This window comes from Psychrobacter sp. DM8, assembly GCF_051307025.1.
Lineage (GTDB): Bacteria > Pseudomonadota > Gammaproteobacteria > Pseudomonadales > Moraxellaceae > Psychrobacter.
The window spans coordinates 2582913-2601117 of sequence record NZ_CP195538.1 but is presented as its reverse complement, the minus strand read 5'-3'; the positions used below and the strand labels follow the sequence as shown (position 1 = coordinate 2601117).

General features: G+C 45.3%; 16 protein-coding genes. 5 read left to right on the top strand and 11 right to left on the bottom strand.

What is annotated here, in order from left to right; genetic code table 11:
• Window positions 1-8: 8 nt before the first annotated feature.
• Together tig and rdgB are read right to left on the bottom strand one after the other, a co-directional pair.
• Entirely contained in the window at window positions 9-1352 is a 1344-nt protein-coding gene (tig, locus tag ACR64J_RS11120) for a trigger factor (RefSeq protein ID WP_435949732.1), read from the bottom strand.
• Between the two features lie 291 nt (window positions 1353-1643).
• Entirely contained in the window at window positions 1644-2294 is a 651-nt protein-coding gene (rdgB, locus tag ACR64J_RS11115; protein ID WP_435949731.1) for an RdgB/HAM1 family non-canonical purine NTP pyrophosphatase, read from the bottom strand.
• Between the two features lie 345 nt (window positions 2295-2639).
• On the opposite strand from rdgB, the gene ACR64J_RS11110 reads away from it, so the two are divergent.
• A complete protein-coding gene (locus ACR64J_RS11110; protein ID WP_317200541.1) occupies window positions 2640-3275 on the top strand; it encodes a superoxide dismutase in 636 nt (211 codons plus the stop codon).
• A gap of 354 nt (window positions 3276-3629) precedes the next feature.
• Here the strand turns inward: ACR64J_RS11110 and ACR64J_RS11105 are convergent, their stop codons facing one another.
• From ACR64J_RS11105 to ACR64J_RS11090, 4 genes are all read right to left on the bottom strand, one after another.
• Window positions 3630-4037 (bottom strand): GFA family protein, encoded by a 408-nt coding sequence (locus ACR64J_RS11105; protein ID WP_317200542.1) that lies wholly within the window; start codon window positions 4035-4037, stop codon window positions 3630-3632.
• 199 nt (window positions 4038-4236) lie between these two features.
• Entirely contained in the window at window positions 4237-5391 is a 1155-nt protein-coding gene (locus ACR64J_RS11100; protein ID WP_435949730.1) for a metal-dependent hydrolase, read from the bottom strand.
• A 97-nt stretch (window positions 5392-5488) separates the two neighbouring features.
• A complete protein-coding gene (locus ACR64J_RS11095) occupies window positions 5489-6307 on the bottom strand; it encodes a DUF72 domain-containing protein (protein ID WP_435949729.1) in 819 nt (272 codons plus the stop codon).
• A gap of 44 nt (window positions 6308-6351) precedes the next feature.
• Window positions 6352-7413: a polyprenyl synthetase family protein gene (locus tag ACR64J_RS11090; RefSeq protein ID WP_435949728.1), complete on the bottom strand. Its 1062-nt coding sequence runs from the start codon at window positions 7411-7413 to the stop codon at window positions 6352-6354.
• 647 nt (window positions 7414-8060) lie between these two features.
• Here ACR64J_RS11090 and fadB point away from each other — a divergent pair.
• The 4 genes from fadB (at window position 8061) to ACR64J_RS11070 (ending at window position 12955) form a co-directional block, all read left to right on the top strand.
• Window positions 8061-10220 (top strand): fatty acid oxidation complex subunit alpha FadB, encoded by a 2160-nt coding sequence (fadB, locus tag ACR64J_RS11085; RefSeq protein WP_435949727.1) that lies wholly within the window; start codon window positions 8061-8063, stop codon window positions 10218-10220.
• A gap of 100 nt (window positions 10221-10320) precedes the next feature.
• A complete protein-coding gene (gene fadA, locus ACR64J_RS11080; protein WP_317200547.1) occupies window positions 10321-11493 on the top strand; it encodes an acetyl-CoA C-acyltransferase FadA in 1173 nt (390 codons plus the stop codon).
• A gap of 233 nt (window positions 11494-11726) precedes the next feature.
• Window positions 11727-12302 carry an isochorismatase family protein gene (locus ACR64J_RS11075; RefSeq protein ID WP_317200548.1) on the top strand — a complete coding sequence of 192 codons (576 nt, stop codon included), beginning with the start codon at window positions 11727-11729 and terminating at the stop codon, window positions 12300-12302.
• 41 nt (window positions 12303-12343) lie between these two features.
• Entirely contained in the window at window positions 12344-12955 is a 612-nt protein-coding gene (locus tag ACR64J_RS11070) for an HD domain-containing protein (protein ID WP_435949726.1), read from the top strand.
• 132 nt (window positions 12956-13087) lie between these two features.
• On the opposite strand, the gene phoU is transcribed toward ACR64J_RS11070, so the two are convergent.
• From phoU to pstS, 5 genes are all read right to left on the bottom strand, one after another.
• Window positions 13088-13810 (bottom strand): phosphate signaling complex protein PhoU, encoded by a 723-nt coding sequence (gene phoU / locus ACR64J_RS11065; protein ID WP_435949725.1) that lies wholly within the window; start codon window positions 13808-13810, stop codon window positions 13088-13090.
• 78 nt (window positions 13811-13888) lie between these two features.
• Entirely contained in the window at window positions 13889-14797 is a 909-nt protein-coding gene (gene pstB, locus ACR64J_RS11060) for a phosphate ABC transporter ATP-binding protein PstB (RefSeq protein ID WP_435949724.1), read from the bottom strand.
• A gap of 111 nt (window positions 14798-14908) precedes the next feature.
• On the bottom strand, window positions 14909-15805 hold the full coding sequence (gene pstA, locus ACR64J_RS11055) for a phosphate ABC transporter permease PstA (protein WP_435949723.1): 897 nt from the start codon (window positions 15803-15805) through the stop codon (window positions 14909-14911).
• Between the two features lie 76 nt (window positions 15806-15881).
• A complete protein-coding gene (gene pstC / locus ACR64J_RS11050; protein ID WP_435949722.1) occupies window positions 15882-16832 on the bottom strand; it encodes a phosphate ABC transporter permease subunit PstC in 951 nt (316 codons plus the stop codon).
• Window positions 16833-16884: 52 nt separating this feature from the next.
• Window positions 16885-17994 carry a phosphate ABC transporter substrate-binding protein PstS gene (gene pstS, locus ACR64J_RS11045; RefSeq protein ID WP_435949721.1) on the bottom strand — a complete coding sequence of 370 codons (1110 nt, stop codon included), beginning with the start codon at window positions 17992-17994 and terminating at the stop codon, window positions 16885-16887.
• Between the last annotated feature and the right edge of the window lie 211 nt (window positions 17995-18205).

Sequence of the window (18205 nt, the reverse complement as noted above, 5' to 3'; positions counted from 1 at the left end):
CTGCTCAATTACATTGCTTGCTGCTGCTGTTGCTGGGCCGCTAGCAAGTCTTGGTAGCTGACTTCTTTATCAGTGACTTTACCTTGCTCAATCAAATAGTCAACCACTTGGTCTTCTAACACGACTGATTCGATATTTGCGCGTTGCTGCTTGTCATTAGTGTAGTACTCGATGACCTCAGCTGGATCTTCGTAGTTTTCAGCAGCTTCTTTGATGAAAGTCTCGACGCGATCTTGATCGACTTCGATACCCTGAGTATCGATGAGGCGAGCGACGATGATACCTAGACGCGCGGCACGTAGTGCTTGCTCTTCAAACAGCTCATTTGGCAGCATATCTTTATCAAAGCTATCAGCGCTTGAGCCGAACTGCTGAGCGAAACGCTGCATCATCATGCTGCGCTGACGATCAATCTCTTGCTCTAGCATCGCGCTTGGCACATCAAATTCGTTTTTCTCTAGTAGCGCATCAAAAGTCGCTTGCTTCACTTGGCTACGCGCGGCGTTCTTGATTTCGCGTTCCATATTTTTGCGGACGTCATCTTTTAGTTTGTCTACGCCGCCTTCAGTCACGCCGAACAGCTCAAGGAACTCTTCGTTGATTTCAGGTAGCTTAGATTTTTCAACCAATTTTACGTTGATTTTGAACTGAGCTTCTTTACCAGCTAGGTTTTCAGCTTGGTAATCTTCTGGGAAAGTGACGTCGATGGTCTTTTCTTCGCCCGCTTTCATGCCTTTGATACCCTCTTCAAAACCTGGGATCATCTGACCACTACCGATAACCAGTTTGAAGTCCTCGCTTGAGCCGCCTTCGAATTTTTCGCCATCGATTGAGCCTTCAAAGTCAAAGGTCACTTGATTGTCTTTTGCCGCTTTGCCTTTTTTCTCAACGAACTCCTGGCGCTGCTTTTGTAAGTTTTCAATCATCGTATCGACGTCTGCGTCAGCGACGCTTGCGGTATGACGCTCCACTTCGATCTCATCGATACCTTGCACGTCAACTTCTGGGAAGATCTCAACAGTGGCTTGGTATACTAAAAAATCATCTTCTAGTTTGACATCATCGATGTTTGGCATACCAACGGCGCGGATGTCTTCAGATTTGATCGCTTCAAAGACAGTATCACGGATGACATCGTTGATAACTTCTTGCTGAATGCCCGCGCCATACTGTGAGCGGATGTGCGACATCGGCACGTTACCTTTACGAAAACCATCAATCTTGGCAGTTTTTGCCACTTGACGGATACGGCCTTCGACTTTGTTTTGAATCTTTTCGACCGGGACTTTGACCGTGAGCTGCGTTTCTTTATTAGACAGCTTGTTGGTTGTGACTTGTAAATCTGTAGCCATGTTCATTACACCTTTAGGATTAAAATAAGAGTGGACAATCACGCCTCAAAAATCGATAGCCCTGATTGCCGTTGAAATCAAAAATAATAGGGGATAGCAGTTACCAAATGGGTATCACTATCAGATAACGCTTATTACCCGCTGATTGGCTGTATAATAAAACCTTTTGCTCTATTACCAGCACCAACAGCGTCTTTAAACAAAATTTAAAAGTAGAACAGTATAATCTATCTGCTAATTAAAGTAAAAGTTATCTGTTTTTAGAGTCAAACTGAGCTTATACTGAGTTTATTACGAGGGTAATTGCGTTAATAGCTGACGGATAGCTTGACCACGATGGCTGATTTGATTCTTGGTAGCCGCGTCCAAACTTGCTGCACTCGCTTGCAACTTGGGTAGCCAAAACAGCGGATCATAACCGAAACCGCCCTCGCCGAGTGGCGCCTCCAATATCTCACCTTGCCACACTCCCTGCGCGATAATTGGCAATGGATCATCCGCGTGACGCACGAGTGCTAATACGCAAACGAACTGAGCTTTTATAGCAGTATCTGGACTTTGCGCCCGTATAGGCTGCAAATCGGCAATGAGCTTGGCGTTGTTTTTGGCATCATTACCATGCTCGCCTGCAAAGCGCGCAGAGTGAATACCTGGCGCGTTGCCGAGCACCGGCACGCATAGTCCTGAATCATCAGCAATGGCAGGCAGGCCACTAATACGGCTGGCATGACGCGCTTTTATAATGGCGTTCTCTATAAAACTCAGTCCATCCTCAATCGCATCTTTAATACTTAGCTCACCTTGCGTAATAATAGTGATATCTAAATTCGCTGCGGCAAATAGCCTATTAAATTCAGCCAATTTGCCTTTGTTATTACTAGCGAGAATCCACTTGTCTTGAGTATGAGCCGTTGAGTGGTGCGGCAAGCTTAAGTTTGGCATAAAGGCAGTCGTCCATATTCTGTTTATAAGTTAATAAGTTGGGCTACAAACTGGAGTCTATAACAATCGGTAACGGATATTCGCTCTAGCAGTTGTTATACTAGCCGCCAAGCTACAGTGAATCTTAGCTTATAACTGCTGATTTAAGTACAACGCTTAAATCCTCTGGTTTTGATTACATTATGTTTAGAGTGCTTTGTTTAGTACATAAAAGCATTTTCTAAATTTATAATTTTGAGCGAAAATTCATTACAATAAACTCAGCCAATTTAGCCTCTCCTCTTTATATACGGTGTTAATCAGCTTTATATATGAGCGGCTAGAAATAGCAAGGATAAAATAATTATGTCAAATATTACCCTACCAGACCTACCGTATGCAAAAGACGCACTAGAGCCACATATCAGCGCAGAGACGCTAGAGTATCATCATGACAAGCATCATGCTGCTTATGTTAATAAGTTAAAAGATTTGCTACCAGGTTCTGGTTATGAAGACAAAACATTGCCAGAAATCATCGAAGGCACTGCCAAAGATGAGAGCAAGCAGACGATGTTTAACCAAGCCGCGCAAGTATGGAACCATACGTTTTACTGGAACTGCATGACGCCTGACAACGGCGGCGGCGAACCTACTGGTGATCTAAAAGGTAAAATCGAAGAAGATTTCGGTAGCTATGATAAGTTCCGTGAAGAGTTCAAGAACGCAGCAACCTCACAGTTCGGTTCAGGTTGGGCGTGGCTCGTCACTGATAAAGTCGGTGGTAAGCTGTCAATCATGAAAACAAGCGATGCTGACAACCCTTTAGCGCATGACAAAATCGCGGTATTGACTTGTGATGTGTGGGAGCATGCATACTATATCGATTATCGTAACCGTCGTCCTGATTATGTCGATACGTTCTTAGACAAGCTAGTAAACTGGGACTACGCCAACGCAAAATATAAAGGTCAAGAAGCAGGTAACGAAGGTCGCTCATAGGACTTAAGTACTTGATTGATAAAAAAGAGGACGCCGTTTGGTGTCCTTTTTTTGGTTTAGTTTTTTAGATAGTTGTAGGGTATGGTTAGCGCAGCGTAACCCACCATTGAAAGTTAATTCAAATCTCAAAATTTTTGTAGGGTGCGCCCCGCGCACCAAGCCATAAACATTAAAGAATAGATTGAACACAGTTATCTATAATAATTTTGCTACTTCAATTTTTTAAAAACAGTACTTTTGACTCTAAGATTTGGTTCTTGAATGGTGCGCGGCGCTCCCTATATAAATAAAATCATAACTTACTCAAAGTTTCCTAGTTCTAGTGAAATATGTTTTTTAAAATTAAGAATGATTTTAAGTTGATCGACCCTCTCCGAAAATAGCCAAACCTTCATCCAATTTACACCAATTAGCTTTATAGTCAGTATATATTTGAGCATCAATGGTTACTGGAATATCATCATCGAACAAGGCGATGGCTAATTCTATCTGTTCTAGTGAAGCACCTTTAACACGAAAGCCCAAGCTTGAGCCACACTGACTACAGAAGCTGCGAGTCGTGCCATTTGCAGCGACAAATTCTTTAAGTAATGATTCTCCTGACAGCCATTTTAATCCTTGGACACTCACTAAAGTGCCAAATGCTGCGCCATGAAATTTACGGCACATTGAGCAATGACAGTTTGCAGCTTGATTGCTAAAACCCGTCACAGAAAATTGGATACCTTCACATAAGCAAGATCCTTTATACTCTTTATTCATAATATTCTCTTTCCTTCATCAATCAGTTTTTGTAGGGTGCGCCCCGCGCACCAACGCATCAGTATTAAAAGATAGATTGAATACAATCATCTATGTCAATTTTTGCTACTTCCAAATTATTCAAAAACAATGCTTTTAACTTCAAAATCTGGTTCTTAAATGGTGCGTGGAACGCACCCTACGCAAAATCTCGTAAATTTTATTTTTCATCAACCAAAAGCCAACCATCCTCATCAACGACCGATTCATCAAATACTCTTATAAGGCCTTGTTTAACGAGTTCAAGGCGCGATACTTCAGGCCCGTTTTTATCGCTAACAATAGGCGCGTCTATTGGCTTCATCGCTTGCCATTGATTATCGTCATCCTTATTCGCCAATACAAAACTAAAAAACGCGGTATCGCCTGCCATCATGCGCAGATCATCAACGACTAGTTGCATGCTTTGCTCTTCGCCGTTATCGATAGGTGTTTGTGTTCGATACCCTGTCCAATCTCCAGAGAACCAATCAAGCCGATTGGCATAATGCTGGCTAGCGGCTGGCAGGTTTGTACGTAGCGCTGGCGAATTATCATATTGCGTCAGATAACGATACTCAGGTAAACGGCTATCTAGGACACTACCGCGTATTTCAATCAATCTATGTTGCTCATCTTCAGCGACGGATCGAAACATCAGAATCGTTGGCAGCATAGGCATGGTTTTGATACGAGTGATATTATCTATTTTAGCCGCTGCTAGCGTTTGCTTAGCTTTGTCTTGAGCATAATATTTTAAACCTAGCGATAATAATAAATAGCTACTACTGACAACGAGCATCCACAGCGCAAAACGCTGACAATTTGCGAGTAAACCTTTTTTAAAAATACCAAGATTACGCCCCTTTATGATTCCAATAATCATGGCGATAAGCAGCGGCAAAGTATAAAGCGGATCGATAATAAAAATGGAGGCAATGCTAAAAGGGGTAAGTGCTAACGACTCTTGCAACGGCCACAACAATTGCGTGCCATAAACGGTAAAGCTGTCTAAGATCGGATGGGTCGTCAGTGCTAAAGTCATCGCCAGCGCTAAGCGCTTACCCGAGTAAGGCAGTGGCATATCGCGCCATTGATGATAGCGAGTAATCAACCATGAGCCGATTAATCCGATAGCAGTTAGGACAATGAGCGAATGACTAAAGCCGCGATGATAAGTCATATTGCTAATCGGATCACCGTAGCGGATAAGTACGTCCAAATCAGGCAGTGTGCCGAGCATTGCACCGTATAGATAGGCTTTGCGACCTTGGTAGTTACCAAGGAGTGCGCCTTGGACGCTCGCACCTAGGACGATTTGACTGAGTGAATCCATTGGTTTTGGCTGGCTCTTTTATAATTAATTTTGAGACGGTGGGTTATTCTGCGCTAACCACACCCTACGGCCTACGCATTAAGTTCTATTAATGAATTCAAAGAACTTTAAAATCATGCCCGCTCAAAGCTTCTCGTAGCATCGCAATATTATAATAAGCATGCGCATTGACGGTGTTTTGAAAGAAGATATATAACGTATCGAAATGCTGGCGCTGATTGGCGATCGCTTGCGCCCAGTCACTCATTTCCGCCTTGGTATAGCGATAATCGTGACGGTCGCTCGCACTCATCGCATTCCACCAGCCCGTATTATTGCCATGCATCCGCAGATAACCGATGCGCTCGGTAAATATCAACCTTGATGGCGGTAGACCATTGACCTTAGGGTAGTCGACGCTACACCAAATGAGACCTTGCTCTGTAAAGCTATCGACCACTTGCGGGGTGTGCCAGCCATTATGACGAAACTCGACCGCTAGCGGATACCCGCCAAACCAGCTGACGAGATTGGCAAGATACAGCCTATGCTCGCGCGTACGATCAAAGCCATGCGGGAATTGCAATAATAATGGCGCTAAGCAATCGGCTTCTATTAGCGGCGTTAAGGCGGTGAGAAAAGCCCCAGCATGTTCCGCTGTGCCGCGTCTAGCATGAGTGAAGTCTTGATGCAATTTGACTGCAAATTTAAGCTCACTATCTGCTTGCACATAAGCTTTGTTAACCATGCCCGCAAAAGCCTTTTGCCCGATAGGCGCATAAAAGGTGCTGTTAATCTCCACCGCGCCGTATTGCTTGGCGTACTCCCGCAAAAAGTCAGTCTTTTTGGTGCCTTGAGGATAAAGTGTGCCTAGCAAGTCCGTATCGCTATAGCCGCCAGTGCCAAGATAAATGGTAGGAGTAGAGCGCTTGTCCATGTTAACCACTCTTCGATGATTTAGTTTTTTTGACATTTATAAGGCTATTTTTTTCTAGCCCACAACCATTCTATAAGGGCTAACAGGGCGTTACTGTTATCGTCTATTAGCTCACGAGTAATGGCGCTGCGCCCGTTATCGAAGAGCGATTGCGCGTAGTCTTTGGCAGCGTCTACGCCCATGAGTTTGACGTAGGTGGATTTGTCTAGTTTTTCATCGCTGCCAGCAGGTTTGCCCAAATCATTAGTATTGCCAGTCACATCCAAAATATCATCTTGCACTTGAAAGGCCAGCCCAATGTGCTGCGCGCAGTCTTGTAGTGCCATACGCTCTTGCGCGGTCGCACCGGCACAGATACCACCCATGAGCATAGCGGCTTCTATCAGCGCACCTGTCTTGTCACGGTGAATGGCTTCTAACTCACTTTGGGTGATACTAGCGCGGGCTTCGGCATTGAGATCAAGCATTTGTCCTGACACCATACGCCGCGCACGCGGCGCAAATACTGCTGACATCATGCTGGCAAGTGTCGCATCAAAGGGTGCAAAGGTTGGTATTTCAGCGCTTAACACTTCAAAAGCTAGCGTTTGGAGTACATCGCCTGCTAATAGTGCGGTGGCTTCATCAAAGACAATATGAGCGGTGGGCTGACCACGGCGCAGCTCGTCATCATCCATACAAGGCAAATCATCATGTACTAAGGAGTAGGTATGCAACAGCTCAACTGCTAGCGCAGCCCGCCTACACATATCATAGCGCGAGTCATAATCTAGGATATTTTCTAAGCCGCTGTTTTTTGAGTCATCGCTTGCCAAACCGCCATCCATCGAATCAATATTTATCAAATCAGCGCCGACTACATTCTCATCATCCTTTGTGCCACCCTCATAAATATTGGCAAAACTACTAGCGACCAACAGTGGGCGCACAAGCTTTCCCTGACCTGTCATGACATAGCGACAAGCGTCATTAAGCGAACTTGGCAGCTTAGCATAGGCAAATAAGGTATCAATATCTTGCGCCAAATGCGCGCGCACCGCGTTATGAAAATCATCAAAATTACTAAAGGGAACAAATTGAGGTGCTAAGGATGGTATAGAGGACATAGGTAAATTCAACCACTAAATAGAGAGATAAAAAGCTGTCGCTGCTAGTGTAACATGATAGATATAAGGGCAAGTATAAGCGCTTTGATAACGTCAGATTTTGGATATTGTATTTCGCTTTATAAGGTACGCGCGAGAGCTAACTTTGGTTACGTATTATCGATTTAAATTGTCATGTAAATGTGTTCTGATAAGGGGTCGCCTGTTGGTAAGAGCCAAGCACATTACGAGTATTATTAAATTAATTTCAGTGTACAATTATTCACATAAAGGATATCGCTGATCGAGTAAACGGCTCGTCTTATTTAAGAGTGACTTACGAGTGCGGTTTTAGCTTGTGACAGTTAGGGGCACAATCCCCTACACTAATTGACGGTACAAGCCAGTCAAGAGCACTAATTGACGATACAAGACCGCCGAGGGCACACGTTAGCGATACAAGCTAATCAACAGCAACAGCTGCTCTAAATTTTTGTGCGTTAAATAATAAAAGATAATCACGTTGTACGCCAAATATCCCATTTATAAGTATAAGTGGGTTTTATGGCTGTATTATTACTCTAATCACCAATAAGTCGCGGATGACTATTACCGTGTTTATTAGGTGACTTTCATCACACCGCTTTAAACGTAGCAAGGAGTTTCAAATGGTATACCAAGGAAATCGCATTACGGTCAGCATGACTGAGGACGGCATTGCTAATATGCAATTCAACGCTGAAGGTGAGAGCGTTAATAAGTTCGATACCGAGACCAACAAACAATTTGGCGAAGCAATCACTGCGCTTGAGAATTCAGACGATGTTAAAGGTTTGATTGTCACTTCAAGCAAAGGCGTGTTTATCGCAGGCGCTGATATTACAGAATTCGTCGCTTCATTCAAAAACCCAGAAGAAGATATCAAAGCTTGGGGCATCAAAATCAACGGTGATTTCAACCGTTTTGAAGATCTGCCTTTCCCAAAAGTTGCTGCTATCAATGGCGCCGCACTTGGTGGCGGTTGTGAGATGACACTGGTTTGTGAATACCGCGTCATGAGCGAAAAAGCCATCATCGGTCTACCAGAAACTCAGCTAGGTATTTTCCCAGGATTCGGTGGTACCGTGCGTAGTACGCGCGTCATCGGTATCGATAATGCACTAGAATTAATTGCAACGGGTAGCCCCAAAAAACCAGTTGACGCCTTAAAACTTGGTCTCGTTGACGCGGTCGTTAGCGCTGATGACTTGCAAGATGCGGCCACTGACTTGGTCAAAAAATGCATCTCAGGTGAGATTGATTGGCAAGCCAAGCGTGAAGAGAAGCTAAACCCTGTTAAGCTCAATCAACTTGAGCAAGCGATGGCGTTTAATAGCGCTAAAGCAATGATCTTTGCCAAAGCTAATCCTAAGCAGTATCCTGCGCCAGCACTTGCTATCGAAGCGATTGAAAAGCATGTGAACTTGCCACGCGACGAAGCCATTGAGGTCGAAGCCACTTACTTTGCAAAAGCGGCGAAAACTCCGCAAGCTGAGAGCTTAGTCGGTCTATTTTTAAGTGATCAATTGGTCAAAAAACTTGCCAAAAAGCACAGCAAGCTGGCACACGATATCTCTGAGGCTGCCGTATTAGGCGCAGGTATTATGGGCGGCGGTATTGCTTATCAAGCGGCGAGCAAGGGTTTGCCAATCATCATGAAAGATATCAAATCTGAGCAATTAGATTTGGGCATGGGTGAGGCCAGCAAACTGCTTGGCAAAATGGTCGAACGCAAAAAGATGACTCCAGCGAAGATGGGTGAAACGCTTAGCCGTATCCGTCCTACGCTAAACTACGGTGATTTTGGTGATACTGATATCGTTATCGAAGCCGTCGTCGAAAACCCTAAAATCAAGCGCTCAGTACTAAAAGAGGTCGAAGGCTTAGTTAAAGAAGACGCGATTATCGCCTCTAACACCTCAACCATCTCTATTACTTACTTAGCAGAAGCACTGGATCGTCCAGAAAACTTCGTTGGTATGCATTTTTTCAATCCAGTAAATCGCATGCCGCTCGTAGAAGTTATTCGCGGCGAAAAGTCCTCTGAAGAAGCGATTTCAACGACCGTTGCCTTGGCGACAAAAATGGGTAAAGTGCCAGTTGTGGTCAATGATTGCCCAGGTTTCTTGGTCAACCGTGTCCTGTTCCCATATTTCGGTGCGTTTGACTTACTACTTAAGCAAGGCGCGGACTTTGTCCATGTGGATAAAGTCATGGAAAAATTCGGCTGGCCTATGGGTCCGGCCTACTTAATCGACGTCGTTGGTTTGGACACAGGTGTCCACGGCGCAGAGGTTATGGCAGAAGGGTTCCCTGATCGCATGAAGCCTGATTATAAAGGCGCTATCGAGCATCTTTATGAGAACAAACGCTTGGGTCAAAAGAACGGCGTTGGCTTTTATAAATACGAGATGGACAAGCGCGGCAAGCCGAAAAAGAGCGCTGATGATGCCACTTATGAGCTTCTAAAAACTACGACTGATAGCGACAAACAAGAGTTTGATGATCAAACCATCATTGACCGTACTATGCTTGCTTTTTGTAACGAGACGGTACGCTGCTTAGAAGACAATATCGTAAGCACGCCATCAGAGGCCGATATGGCGATGATTATGGGCGTTGGTTTCCCGCCATTTCGCGGTGGCCCTTGCCGTTATATAGACCAGATGGGTCTAGATAACTACTTGGCACTATGTGAAAAATACGCGCACCTTGGCAAAGCTTATGAAGCCCCGCAAAAGATTCGCGATATGGCCGCTGCAGGCGAAACGTTTTACGCCACTGCATAGTCTCTATTTGAGATAACGTATTAGGATAAGTGCCGTAAGTCTGTTCATTTATAAAAAATAGATCCTTACGGCCACTCACAACATTAAAAAGGAAAGTAGTATGACAACTTTAAGTCCAAATGACGTGGTCATCGTAGACGGCGTGCGTTCAGCCATGGGTAGAACCAAAAACGGTATGTTTCGCCACGTTCGCGCTGATACGATTTCAGCTGAGCTGGTTCGTGCTTTAGTAGAGCGCAATGACTTCGATACCAATGACGTCGAAGACATTATCTGGGGCTGTGTCAACCAAACCCTAGAACAAGGCATGAATATTGGTCGTAATATTGGTCTGCTCGCTGGTATTCCAAAGACCACTGGTGGTCAGACGGTCAACCGTTTATGCGGCTCATCAATGCAAGCTTTGCATACAGCAGCGGCGCAAATTATGACGGGTCAAGGTGATACCTTCATCATTGGCGGCGTTGAGCACATGGGTCACGTCGGTATGATGCATGGCATCGATCTAAACCCAGCGGCCTCTAAGCATTATGCAAAAGCCTCAAACATGATGGGTTTGACTGCTGAGATGTTAGGTCGTATGAATGGCATTAGCCGCGAGCAGCAAGACGCCTTTGGTCTTGAGTCGCATCGCCGCGCTTGGGAAGCGACGACTGAAGGGCGTTTTGACAATGAAATCATCGGTATTGAAGGCCATGATGAGCAAGGTCGCTTGCAATTATGCACGGTCGATGAAGTGATTCGTCCAGACGCCACCATAGAGCAAATGCAAAAACTGCGTCCCGCCTTTGATCCTAAAGGGGGTACGGTCACAGCAGCAACCTCATCAGCACTCTCTGATGGTGCTTCAGCGATGCTCGTCATGAGCGCGCAAAAGGCCAAAGACTTAGGTCTCAAGCCACGTGCGCGTATCCGTAGTATGGCAATCGCGGGTTGTGACGCGGCGATCATGGGCTATGGCCCTGTACCTGCCACCCAAAAAGCACTAAAGCGCGCTGGTTTAGAGATCAATGATATGCAGACTATCGAGCTCAACGAAGCTTTTGCTGCGCAAGGTTTATCAGTACTAAAAAACCTTAACTTGCTAGATAAGCAAGACATCATCAACGTCAATGGTGGTGCGATTGCTCTTGGTCATCCGCTAGGTTGTTCAGGTGCGCGTATCACCGTTACACTACTCAACGCAATGGAGCAGATGGATACCGAAGTCGGTCTTGCGACCATGTGTATCGGTCTAGGTCAAGGTATCTCTACTATCATTGAGCGTGTGTAAGCTTTTAAGTCAGTTATAATAGTCTATTAAGAACCCCTAGTCCTTCTGGCTAGGGGTTTTTTTATTGAGCTTTTTTATATACAGGCGTGAGTGACAAGTTGTTAATCGCGATTATCATCATTGACCCTATCAACAAAATATGACTAAATAAGAGGACGCATAATTATTATTTAAAATAGCTCAAAAACCGCTTGGCTGGTCGCGCACTGCTACCGCCGTACAAGGAGTGTACTATGTCCACTATGATTACCGATCGCACTTATCGTATCGCTCGCGAAAATACGCAGGCTATGATTATCGATGTACAAGAGCGTCTAACGCCGCACATCTATGATCATGAAAACATCGTCAAAAAGACGGTAACTTTAATTAAAGGCTTACAAGCATTAAACATTCCGATCATGCTCAATGAGCAATATAAAAAAGGACTGGGTGAGACGCTACCTGAAGTTAAAGAAGTATTAGAAGGCAGTAATGCTAAGGGCTTTGAAAAGGTCACCTTTAGTGCTTGTGATAACGATGATTCTTGGCATCATCTTGCGCAGCAAAATCGTAGTATTGTCTTACTGTTTGGCGTCGAAGCTCATGTTTGCGTCCTACAGACGGCGCTTGATCTGCTCGATAACGGTATGCAGCCGGTCATCATCGGGGACGCCGTCGGTTCGCGCTATCCTTATGATAAAAAACAAGCTATTCGCCGTATTCGCCGTGCTGGTGGAGTAATTACTACCGTTGAGACTATTTTGTTTGAGCTGTGCCGTAGTAGTCAAGATCCGGCGTTTAAAACCATTAGCAATTTAATTAAGTAGAGGCTTTACCTAAATTCATCGCTAAAAGCTTGAGAATACTTATGTCATTAGCAACACCAACACTTGCCTCAACTTCTACTGTCGATGAGATAACAGAGTTTTTATTAGAATTAGATGCCCTAAAACGAGTCGACCGCCGCAGTTACGTGACAGGTACGACGCGCCGCGAAAACTCAGCTGAGCACTCTTGGCATTTAGCCATAGCGTGTTGGTCAATTGCAGAGACGTTTGAGTTAGCTGTTAATCATGAGCAGCTACTCAAAATGGCATTGGTACATGATTTGGGCGAGATTGATGCGGGCGATACTTTTTTGTACGCTGACACTCGTAGTCAGGCGCACATCGATGAGCGTACTGGTATTGCGCGTTTGCAAAGCGAGCCTGGCAATGGTATCGCCAATTTAAGTGAGGTGTGGGAGGCGCAAGAAACGGGCAGTAGCAAAGAGGCTCAGCTTCTCAAGGTGGTCGATCGGCTATTGCCGTTTTTACTCAATCTAAATACTGAGGGCCAAACTTGGCTTGAGCTTGGTGTCAGTCGTTCGCAGGTTGCTAATGCTCATGCATTTATTGAAAATAGCTTCCCGATGATTCACGACTGGCTATCCAAACAAATTGATTATGCAACTGAGCAAGGCTGGCTGCTTGATCAATAAAAGGCTGATTATCTATAACATAGGTCGCGGCACGAGGGAGGAAAATATCCTTTTTGCTTATCCTATGCATAAACACTTTCGCTATTAGCTTGGCTCTATTTTAGTGCTACTGACGGACTTAGATAGCTAGCATCAAAGCTTAGTTGTAGTTTGTTGCACGATCTGTTGTACTTGTACAAAATCAGCATGGCGCACGTCTTTGCCGCTGGTACAAAATATCACTAATTCAGCGATATTGCGCGCATGATCGCCCACGCGCTCTAGCGCTCGCAGTACCCATAATATATTGATGACCTTGGACACATGACGGCTGTCCTCCATGATATAAGTCATCAAGGCGCGAGTGGCTGATTGATATTCTTCATTGACCGCATCATCGCTTTGTAATACCGAAAACGCTTGCTGAGGATTCATCTGTGTAAAGGCACCCAAAGCATCAAGTAGCATAAGGCGCACCTGATTGGAGAGATGTTGCACCTCCAAATAGCCTCTAGGTGAAGCGCCGTTTTCGATCAATTGACACGCCATGCGCGCAATCTTGCTAGCCTCATCGCCCACCCGTTCTAGATCGACCACGCCTTTACTAAGCGCCATGACCAGACGTAAGTCATTGGCTGCTGGTTGGCGCTTGGCAACCAAGAGTAGGATTTGCTCATCTATCGTAATCTCTAACTGATTGATGCGCTGATCATCAGCGATGACTTTTTTCGCTACTGGCTCATCCGCTTCTATTAACGCTCGCGTAGCTATGGTGACTTGCTCGGCAGCCAGATGTCCCATCTGCATAAACAAATCGACCACGTCATGTAATTCATTATCAAAGCTTTTGGATAGATGTTTTTCAGTGATTGGCATAATGGCTCTCTGAGTCATATAGATTGTCGACAATGGAAATACGAGCAAAAACTAGCTTTGCTAGCAATAACGATTAATTTAACCATAACGACCAGTAATATAGTCCTCGGTCGCTTTTTGCGCAGGAGTGGTAAATATCTGATCCGTCGCACCCATCTCTACCATATCACCTAGATACATATAGGCAGTATAATCTGAAACACGCGCCGCTTGTTGCATGTTATGGGTGACGATAGCGATGGTATAGTCGTTTTTTAGATCGGTAATCAGCTCTTCAATAGCCCCTGTCGAGATGGGATCAAGCGCGGAGGTTGGCTCATCTAATAGCAGGACTTCAGGCTTGGTGGCGACCCCACGTGCAATACAAAGCCGTTGCTGCTGTCCACCCGACAGCGATAATCCTGAGGCTTTGAGCTTGTCTTTGACCTCCGTCCATAGCGCCGCCTTTTTTAGTGCCCACTCAACGCGTTCATTCATCTCTGACTTGCTCAGCTCCTCATACAGACGCACGCCAAAAGCGACGTTATCATAAATGGACATAGGGAAAGGGGTTGGCTTTTGAAACACCATACCGACGCGCGCCCGCAATAGATTAACGTCTAAATCTTTATCTAAGATATTTTTACCATCAAGACTAATTTGACCCTCTGCATGCATATTTGGATATAAGTCATACATACGATTAAAGGTGCGTAGTAACGTTGATTTGCCGCAGCCTGAGGGGCCAATGAACGCTGTGACCTTTTTTTCTGGAATGTCAATATTGATATTTTTTAATGCTTGAAAGTCACCATAATAAAAGCTTAAGTCACGAATAGCTATTTTGGCCGCTGGCATGTTATCAGGCATATCCGCTATCGTTTGCTGCGTGAAGCTTGCTTTATCTGGCTGCTGCTGTTGACTTTTGGTCATCGACGGCGTTAGCAGATTGCGTGTGCTGACAGTCTCTGTTTGCTTTGCTTTTTTTCTTTCCAATACATCAGTCATCGTGTCATCTCTTTATTTTCTTAAATCAAAAGAAGGGTGTGGTACGTTTTAACGTGTTTTAGTGCGTTTCAATGTACTTCAAAGCGCCTTACCGTACCTTAACGTTATGCGCTATCGAGTATGGTCTCTGCCACCGATTGAGCGTGCGACAATATTTAAGGTTAATACCGTACCCGTAATCAGTAGTGCCGCTGACCAAGCCAGTGCATGCCAATTGTCGTACGGACTCATCGCAAATTGATAAATGGTGTTAGGCAGGTTAGCCATGGGTCCTGTCATATCAGTACTAAAATACTGGTTGTTCAGCGCAGTAAATAGTAGGGGCGCGGTCTCACCTGTGATGCGCGCAAAAGCTAAGAGCACGCCTGTGGTCAGACCCGCTTTAGCCGCTTTTAGCGTGACCGTACTGACCAGCTTCCATTTCGGTGTGCCTAGGGCATACGCCGCTTCGCGTAGGGTATTGGGTACGAGATTGAGCATGTTTTCAGTAGTGCGTACAACGACAGGAATCACAATCAGCGCTAATGCCACCGCACCTGCCCAACCCGAGAAGCTTTGCCCCTTAACCATCAGCGCATAGACAAACAGACCGATAACGATGGAAGGCGCTGATAGTAAAATATCATTCAAAAAGCGCGTGACCTTACCTAGCATGCTGCCGTGTGAGAATTCGGCTAAATAAATGCCTGCCATCATACCTATCGGCGCACCGATTGCGAGTCCTGAAAAGGCGAGCATCATAGAGCCGACGATAGCGTTGCGCAGACCACCTGCGCCCATAGGCGGCGGCGTATCTGCCGTAAATATGGGCATAGTGAGCAGACCTTGAACACCCTCGGTGACAAGCGTTAGCAAAATCCACGAGAGCCAAAATAAACCAAAGCCCATAGCCAATAGCGCAAATCCAAGCCCTAGTTTGTTAATCAAGCGGCGCTTGTTATATAAACGCTGGTCATAGCGAGCGTCAAAGCTTGGAGCAGGCTTAGTAGTCACAGGCGTTGAGGTCATAAGGCGATTCTCCTTTTTGGGTTTAATAGTGGCTTTGTTCTAAAACATTATCGGCTGTAGCGCTTATGCATTTAACTCAATTGCCCGCTTTTTGATCAATACGCATCAGCATTAATTTGGATATTGAGAGCACGATAAAGGTAATGACAAACAGAATCAGTCCTAAATGTAACAAGGATGCTAAGTGCAACTCGCTTGATGCTTCGGCGAACTCATTGGCGAGTGCTGAGGTGATGGTAACCCCAGAGGTGAATAGACTAGGGCTGATATTAAAGGCATTACCGATCAAAAAGGTGACGGCCATGGTCTCGCCTAAGGCACGACCCAAACCCAAAATCACTCCGCCGACTACGCCCGTTTTGGTATAAGGTAGAATGATTTTGAACATGACCTCCCACGTGGTAGCGCCCATGCCGTACGCCGATTCTTTGAGCAAGTCAGGCACGACCAAGAACACATCACGCATGGTCGCCGCGATAAAGGGAATAATCATAATGGCGAGCACTAAAGAGGCGGTAAACATACCTAGTCCCATTGGTGCACCCTCAAACAGCTTGCCAATGATAGGCAGCGGCCCGATATGTTCGATGAACCAAGGCTGAATATGATCGCCAAAGAAAGGCGCGAAGACAAACAAACCCCACATACCATAGATGATAGAAGGGATGCCTGCTAATAATTCAATGGCAATACCTAACGGCCTCTTTAAAAAGGTAGGGCATAGCTCAGTCAAAAAAATAGCAATACCAAAACTTACAGGCACCGCAATACAGATAGCGATAAAGGAGGTGACCAGCGTGCCATAAATGGGCGCAAGTGCACCGTACTGATCGCCGACCGTATCCCAATTATTACTGGTATAAAACCCCAAGCCAAACTCGCTGATACTGGGCCATGCGCCTACCACGAGCGAAAGCATAATACCGCCAAGCGATAACAGCACCAAGATAGCAAAGGCTTTGGTCGCAGTGACAAAAATCGCGTCCAAGCGTTTTTGTTTTGCCAGTTGGGATTTTAGATCTGCCATAACAGTCTCAATATTTTAATAAGTTTAACAATAGAGATGACTAGGTGTTCGTCTAAAGGTTTGAGGTGTAAACAGGCTGGCCTTCGCTATCGACAACCTCACTCCATTTCGCTTTGAACAACGTCACGGCGTTATCAGAGAAGGGCACATAATCAAGCGCTAACGCATCCTCATCACCTTGGCTATACGCCCAGTCAAAGAAGGCCAAGACGCCTGCCACTTGCTGTGCATCTTTTGGTTGCTTGTGCACTAAAATAAAAGTCGCCGCGGCGATAGGCCATGCTTGTGCGGTCTCAGAATTGGTAATGACTTTGTAAAAGCCTTCTTGTTGTGACCAGTCGATGTCACCTGCTGCGGCAAAGGTGTCGATAGAAGGCTGTACGACATTACCCGCGGCATTTTTGAGCGCGACGTGTGACATGCCGTTTTGCTTGGCATAGGCATATTCAACGTAGCCGATTGAGTTATTCATACGCGTCACATAGCTGGCGACGCCTTCGTTACCTTTACCGCCTGCGCCCGTAGCTGAGGTTGGCCATTTGACAGTCTTATCCACGCCAACATTGTTATTCCAGTCGCTAGATACCTTGGCCAAGTAATCGGTAAAGTTAAAGGTCGTGCCTGAACCGTCCGAGCGAAACACAGTAGTGATTGCTGCATCAGGCAGCGCCAAATCTGGGTTCATGGCTTTGATAGCAAGGTCATTCCAGTTGCTAATTTTGCCCAGATAGATATCAGCTAAAGTGTCACCATCTAATTTTAATTGACCAGGCGCTATGCCTTTAATATTAACCACAGGAACGACGCCACCGATCACTGTTGGGAATTGAATTAGACCAGCTGCATTTAGCTCCTCTGGTGTCATAGGGGCATCGGACGCCCCAAAATCGACCGTATTGGCAATGATTTGCTTGATACCGCCCGACGAGCCAATCGACTGATAGTTGACTTGACCACCCGTCGATTGGTTATAAGCGTCTGACCACTTGGCGTAGATAGGCTGCGGAAATGAGGCACCCGCTCCAGTGATACTCATAGATACGTTTTCGCTAGCGCCAGCAGCATTATTGCTCTGAGCGGCAACCGTATCATTCGTTGACTGACTACAAGCGCTTAAGCTAAGTACGCTGGCGAGGGCGACGACTAAAAATGAGTAACGCATAACGGCTCCTAAAAATGACTGGTTTATGAGTGATTATCTTTTATCAAAAAAACGTGATGAATATGCTTGGCATGATGTGTGAATCAATAAGCACATCATGCCAAGCAAATATGACAATTTGATGACATTGATAATATTTAAGCAAAAGAGAGTTAAAAATTGACAGAAGTTAGGGCATGTCCCTTATCTAGAAAAGTAAGTTCAACACGCT

Bases quoted from the DNA above. Each gene is read 5' to 3' on its own strand.
- pstA (WP_435949723.1), bottom strand. From the start codon at position 15,805: ATGACCTCAACGCCTGTGACTACTAAGCCTGCTCCAAGCTTTGACGCT.
- ACR64J_RS11075 (WP_317200548.1), top strand. From the start codon at position 11,727: ATGTCCACTATGATTACCGATCGCACTTATCGTATCGCTCGCGAAAAT.
- pstC (WP_435949722.1), bottom strand. From the start codon at position 16,832: ATGGCAGATCTAAAATCCCAACTGGCAAAACAAAAACGCTTGGACGCG.
- ACR64J_RS11070 (WP_435949726.1), top strand. From the start codon at position 12,344: ATGTCATTAGCAACACCAACACTTGCCTCAACTTCTACTGTCGATGAG.
- pstB (WP_435949724.1), bottom strand. From the start codon at position 14,797: ATGACTGATGTATTGGAAAGAAAAAAAGCAAAGCAAACAGAGACTGTC.
- ACR64J_RS11100 (WP_435949730.1), bottom strand. From the start codon at position 5,391: ATGGATTCACTCAGTCAAATCGTCCTAGGTGCGAGCGTCCAAGGCGCA.
- ACR64J_RS11090 (WP_435949728.1), bottom strand. From the start codon at position 7,413: ATGTCCTCTATACCATCCTTAGCACCTCAATTTGTTCCCTTTAGTAAT.
- ACR64J_RS11105 (WP_317200542.1), bottom strand. From the start codon at position 4,037: ATGAATAAAGAGTATAAAGGATCTTGCTTATGTGAAGGTATCCAATTT.
- rdgB (WP_435949731.1), bottom strand. From the start codon at position 2,294: ATGCCAAACTTAAGCTTGCCGCACCACTCAACGGCTCATACTCAAGAC.
- ACR64J_RS11110 (WP_317200541.1), top strand. From the start codon at position 2,640: ATGTCAAATATTACCCTACCAGACCTACCGTATGCAAAAGACGCACTA.
- fadB (WP_435949727.1), top strand. From the start codon at position 8,061: ATGGTATACCAAGGAAATCGCATTACGGTCAGCATGACTGAGGACGGC.
- ACR64J_RS11095 (WP_435949729.1), bottom strand. From the start codon at position 6,307: ATGGACAAGCGCTCTACTCCTACCATTTATCTTGGCACTGGCGGCTAT.
- tig (WP_435949732.1), bottom strand. From the start codon at position 1,352: ATGGCTACAGATTTACAAGTCACAACCAACAAGCTGTCTAATAAAGAA.
- pstS (WP_435949721.1), bottom strand. From the start codon at position 17,994: ATGCGTTACTCATTTTTAGTCGTCGCCCTCGCCAGCGTACTTAGCTTA.
- phoU (WP_435949725.1), bottom strand. From the start codon at position 13,810: ATGCCAATCACTGAAAAACATCTATCCAAAAGCTTTGATAATGAATTA.
- fadA (WP_317200547.1), top strand. From the start codon at position 10,321: ATGACAACTTTAAGTCCAAATGACGTGGTCATCGTAGACGGCGTGCGT.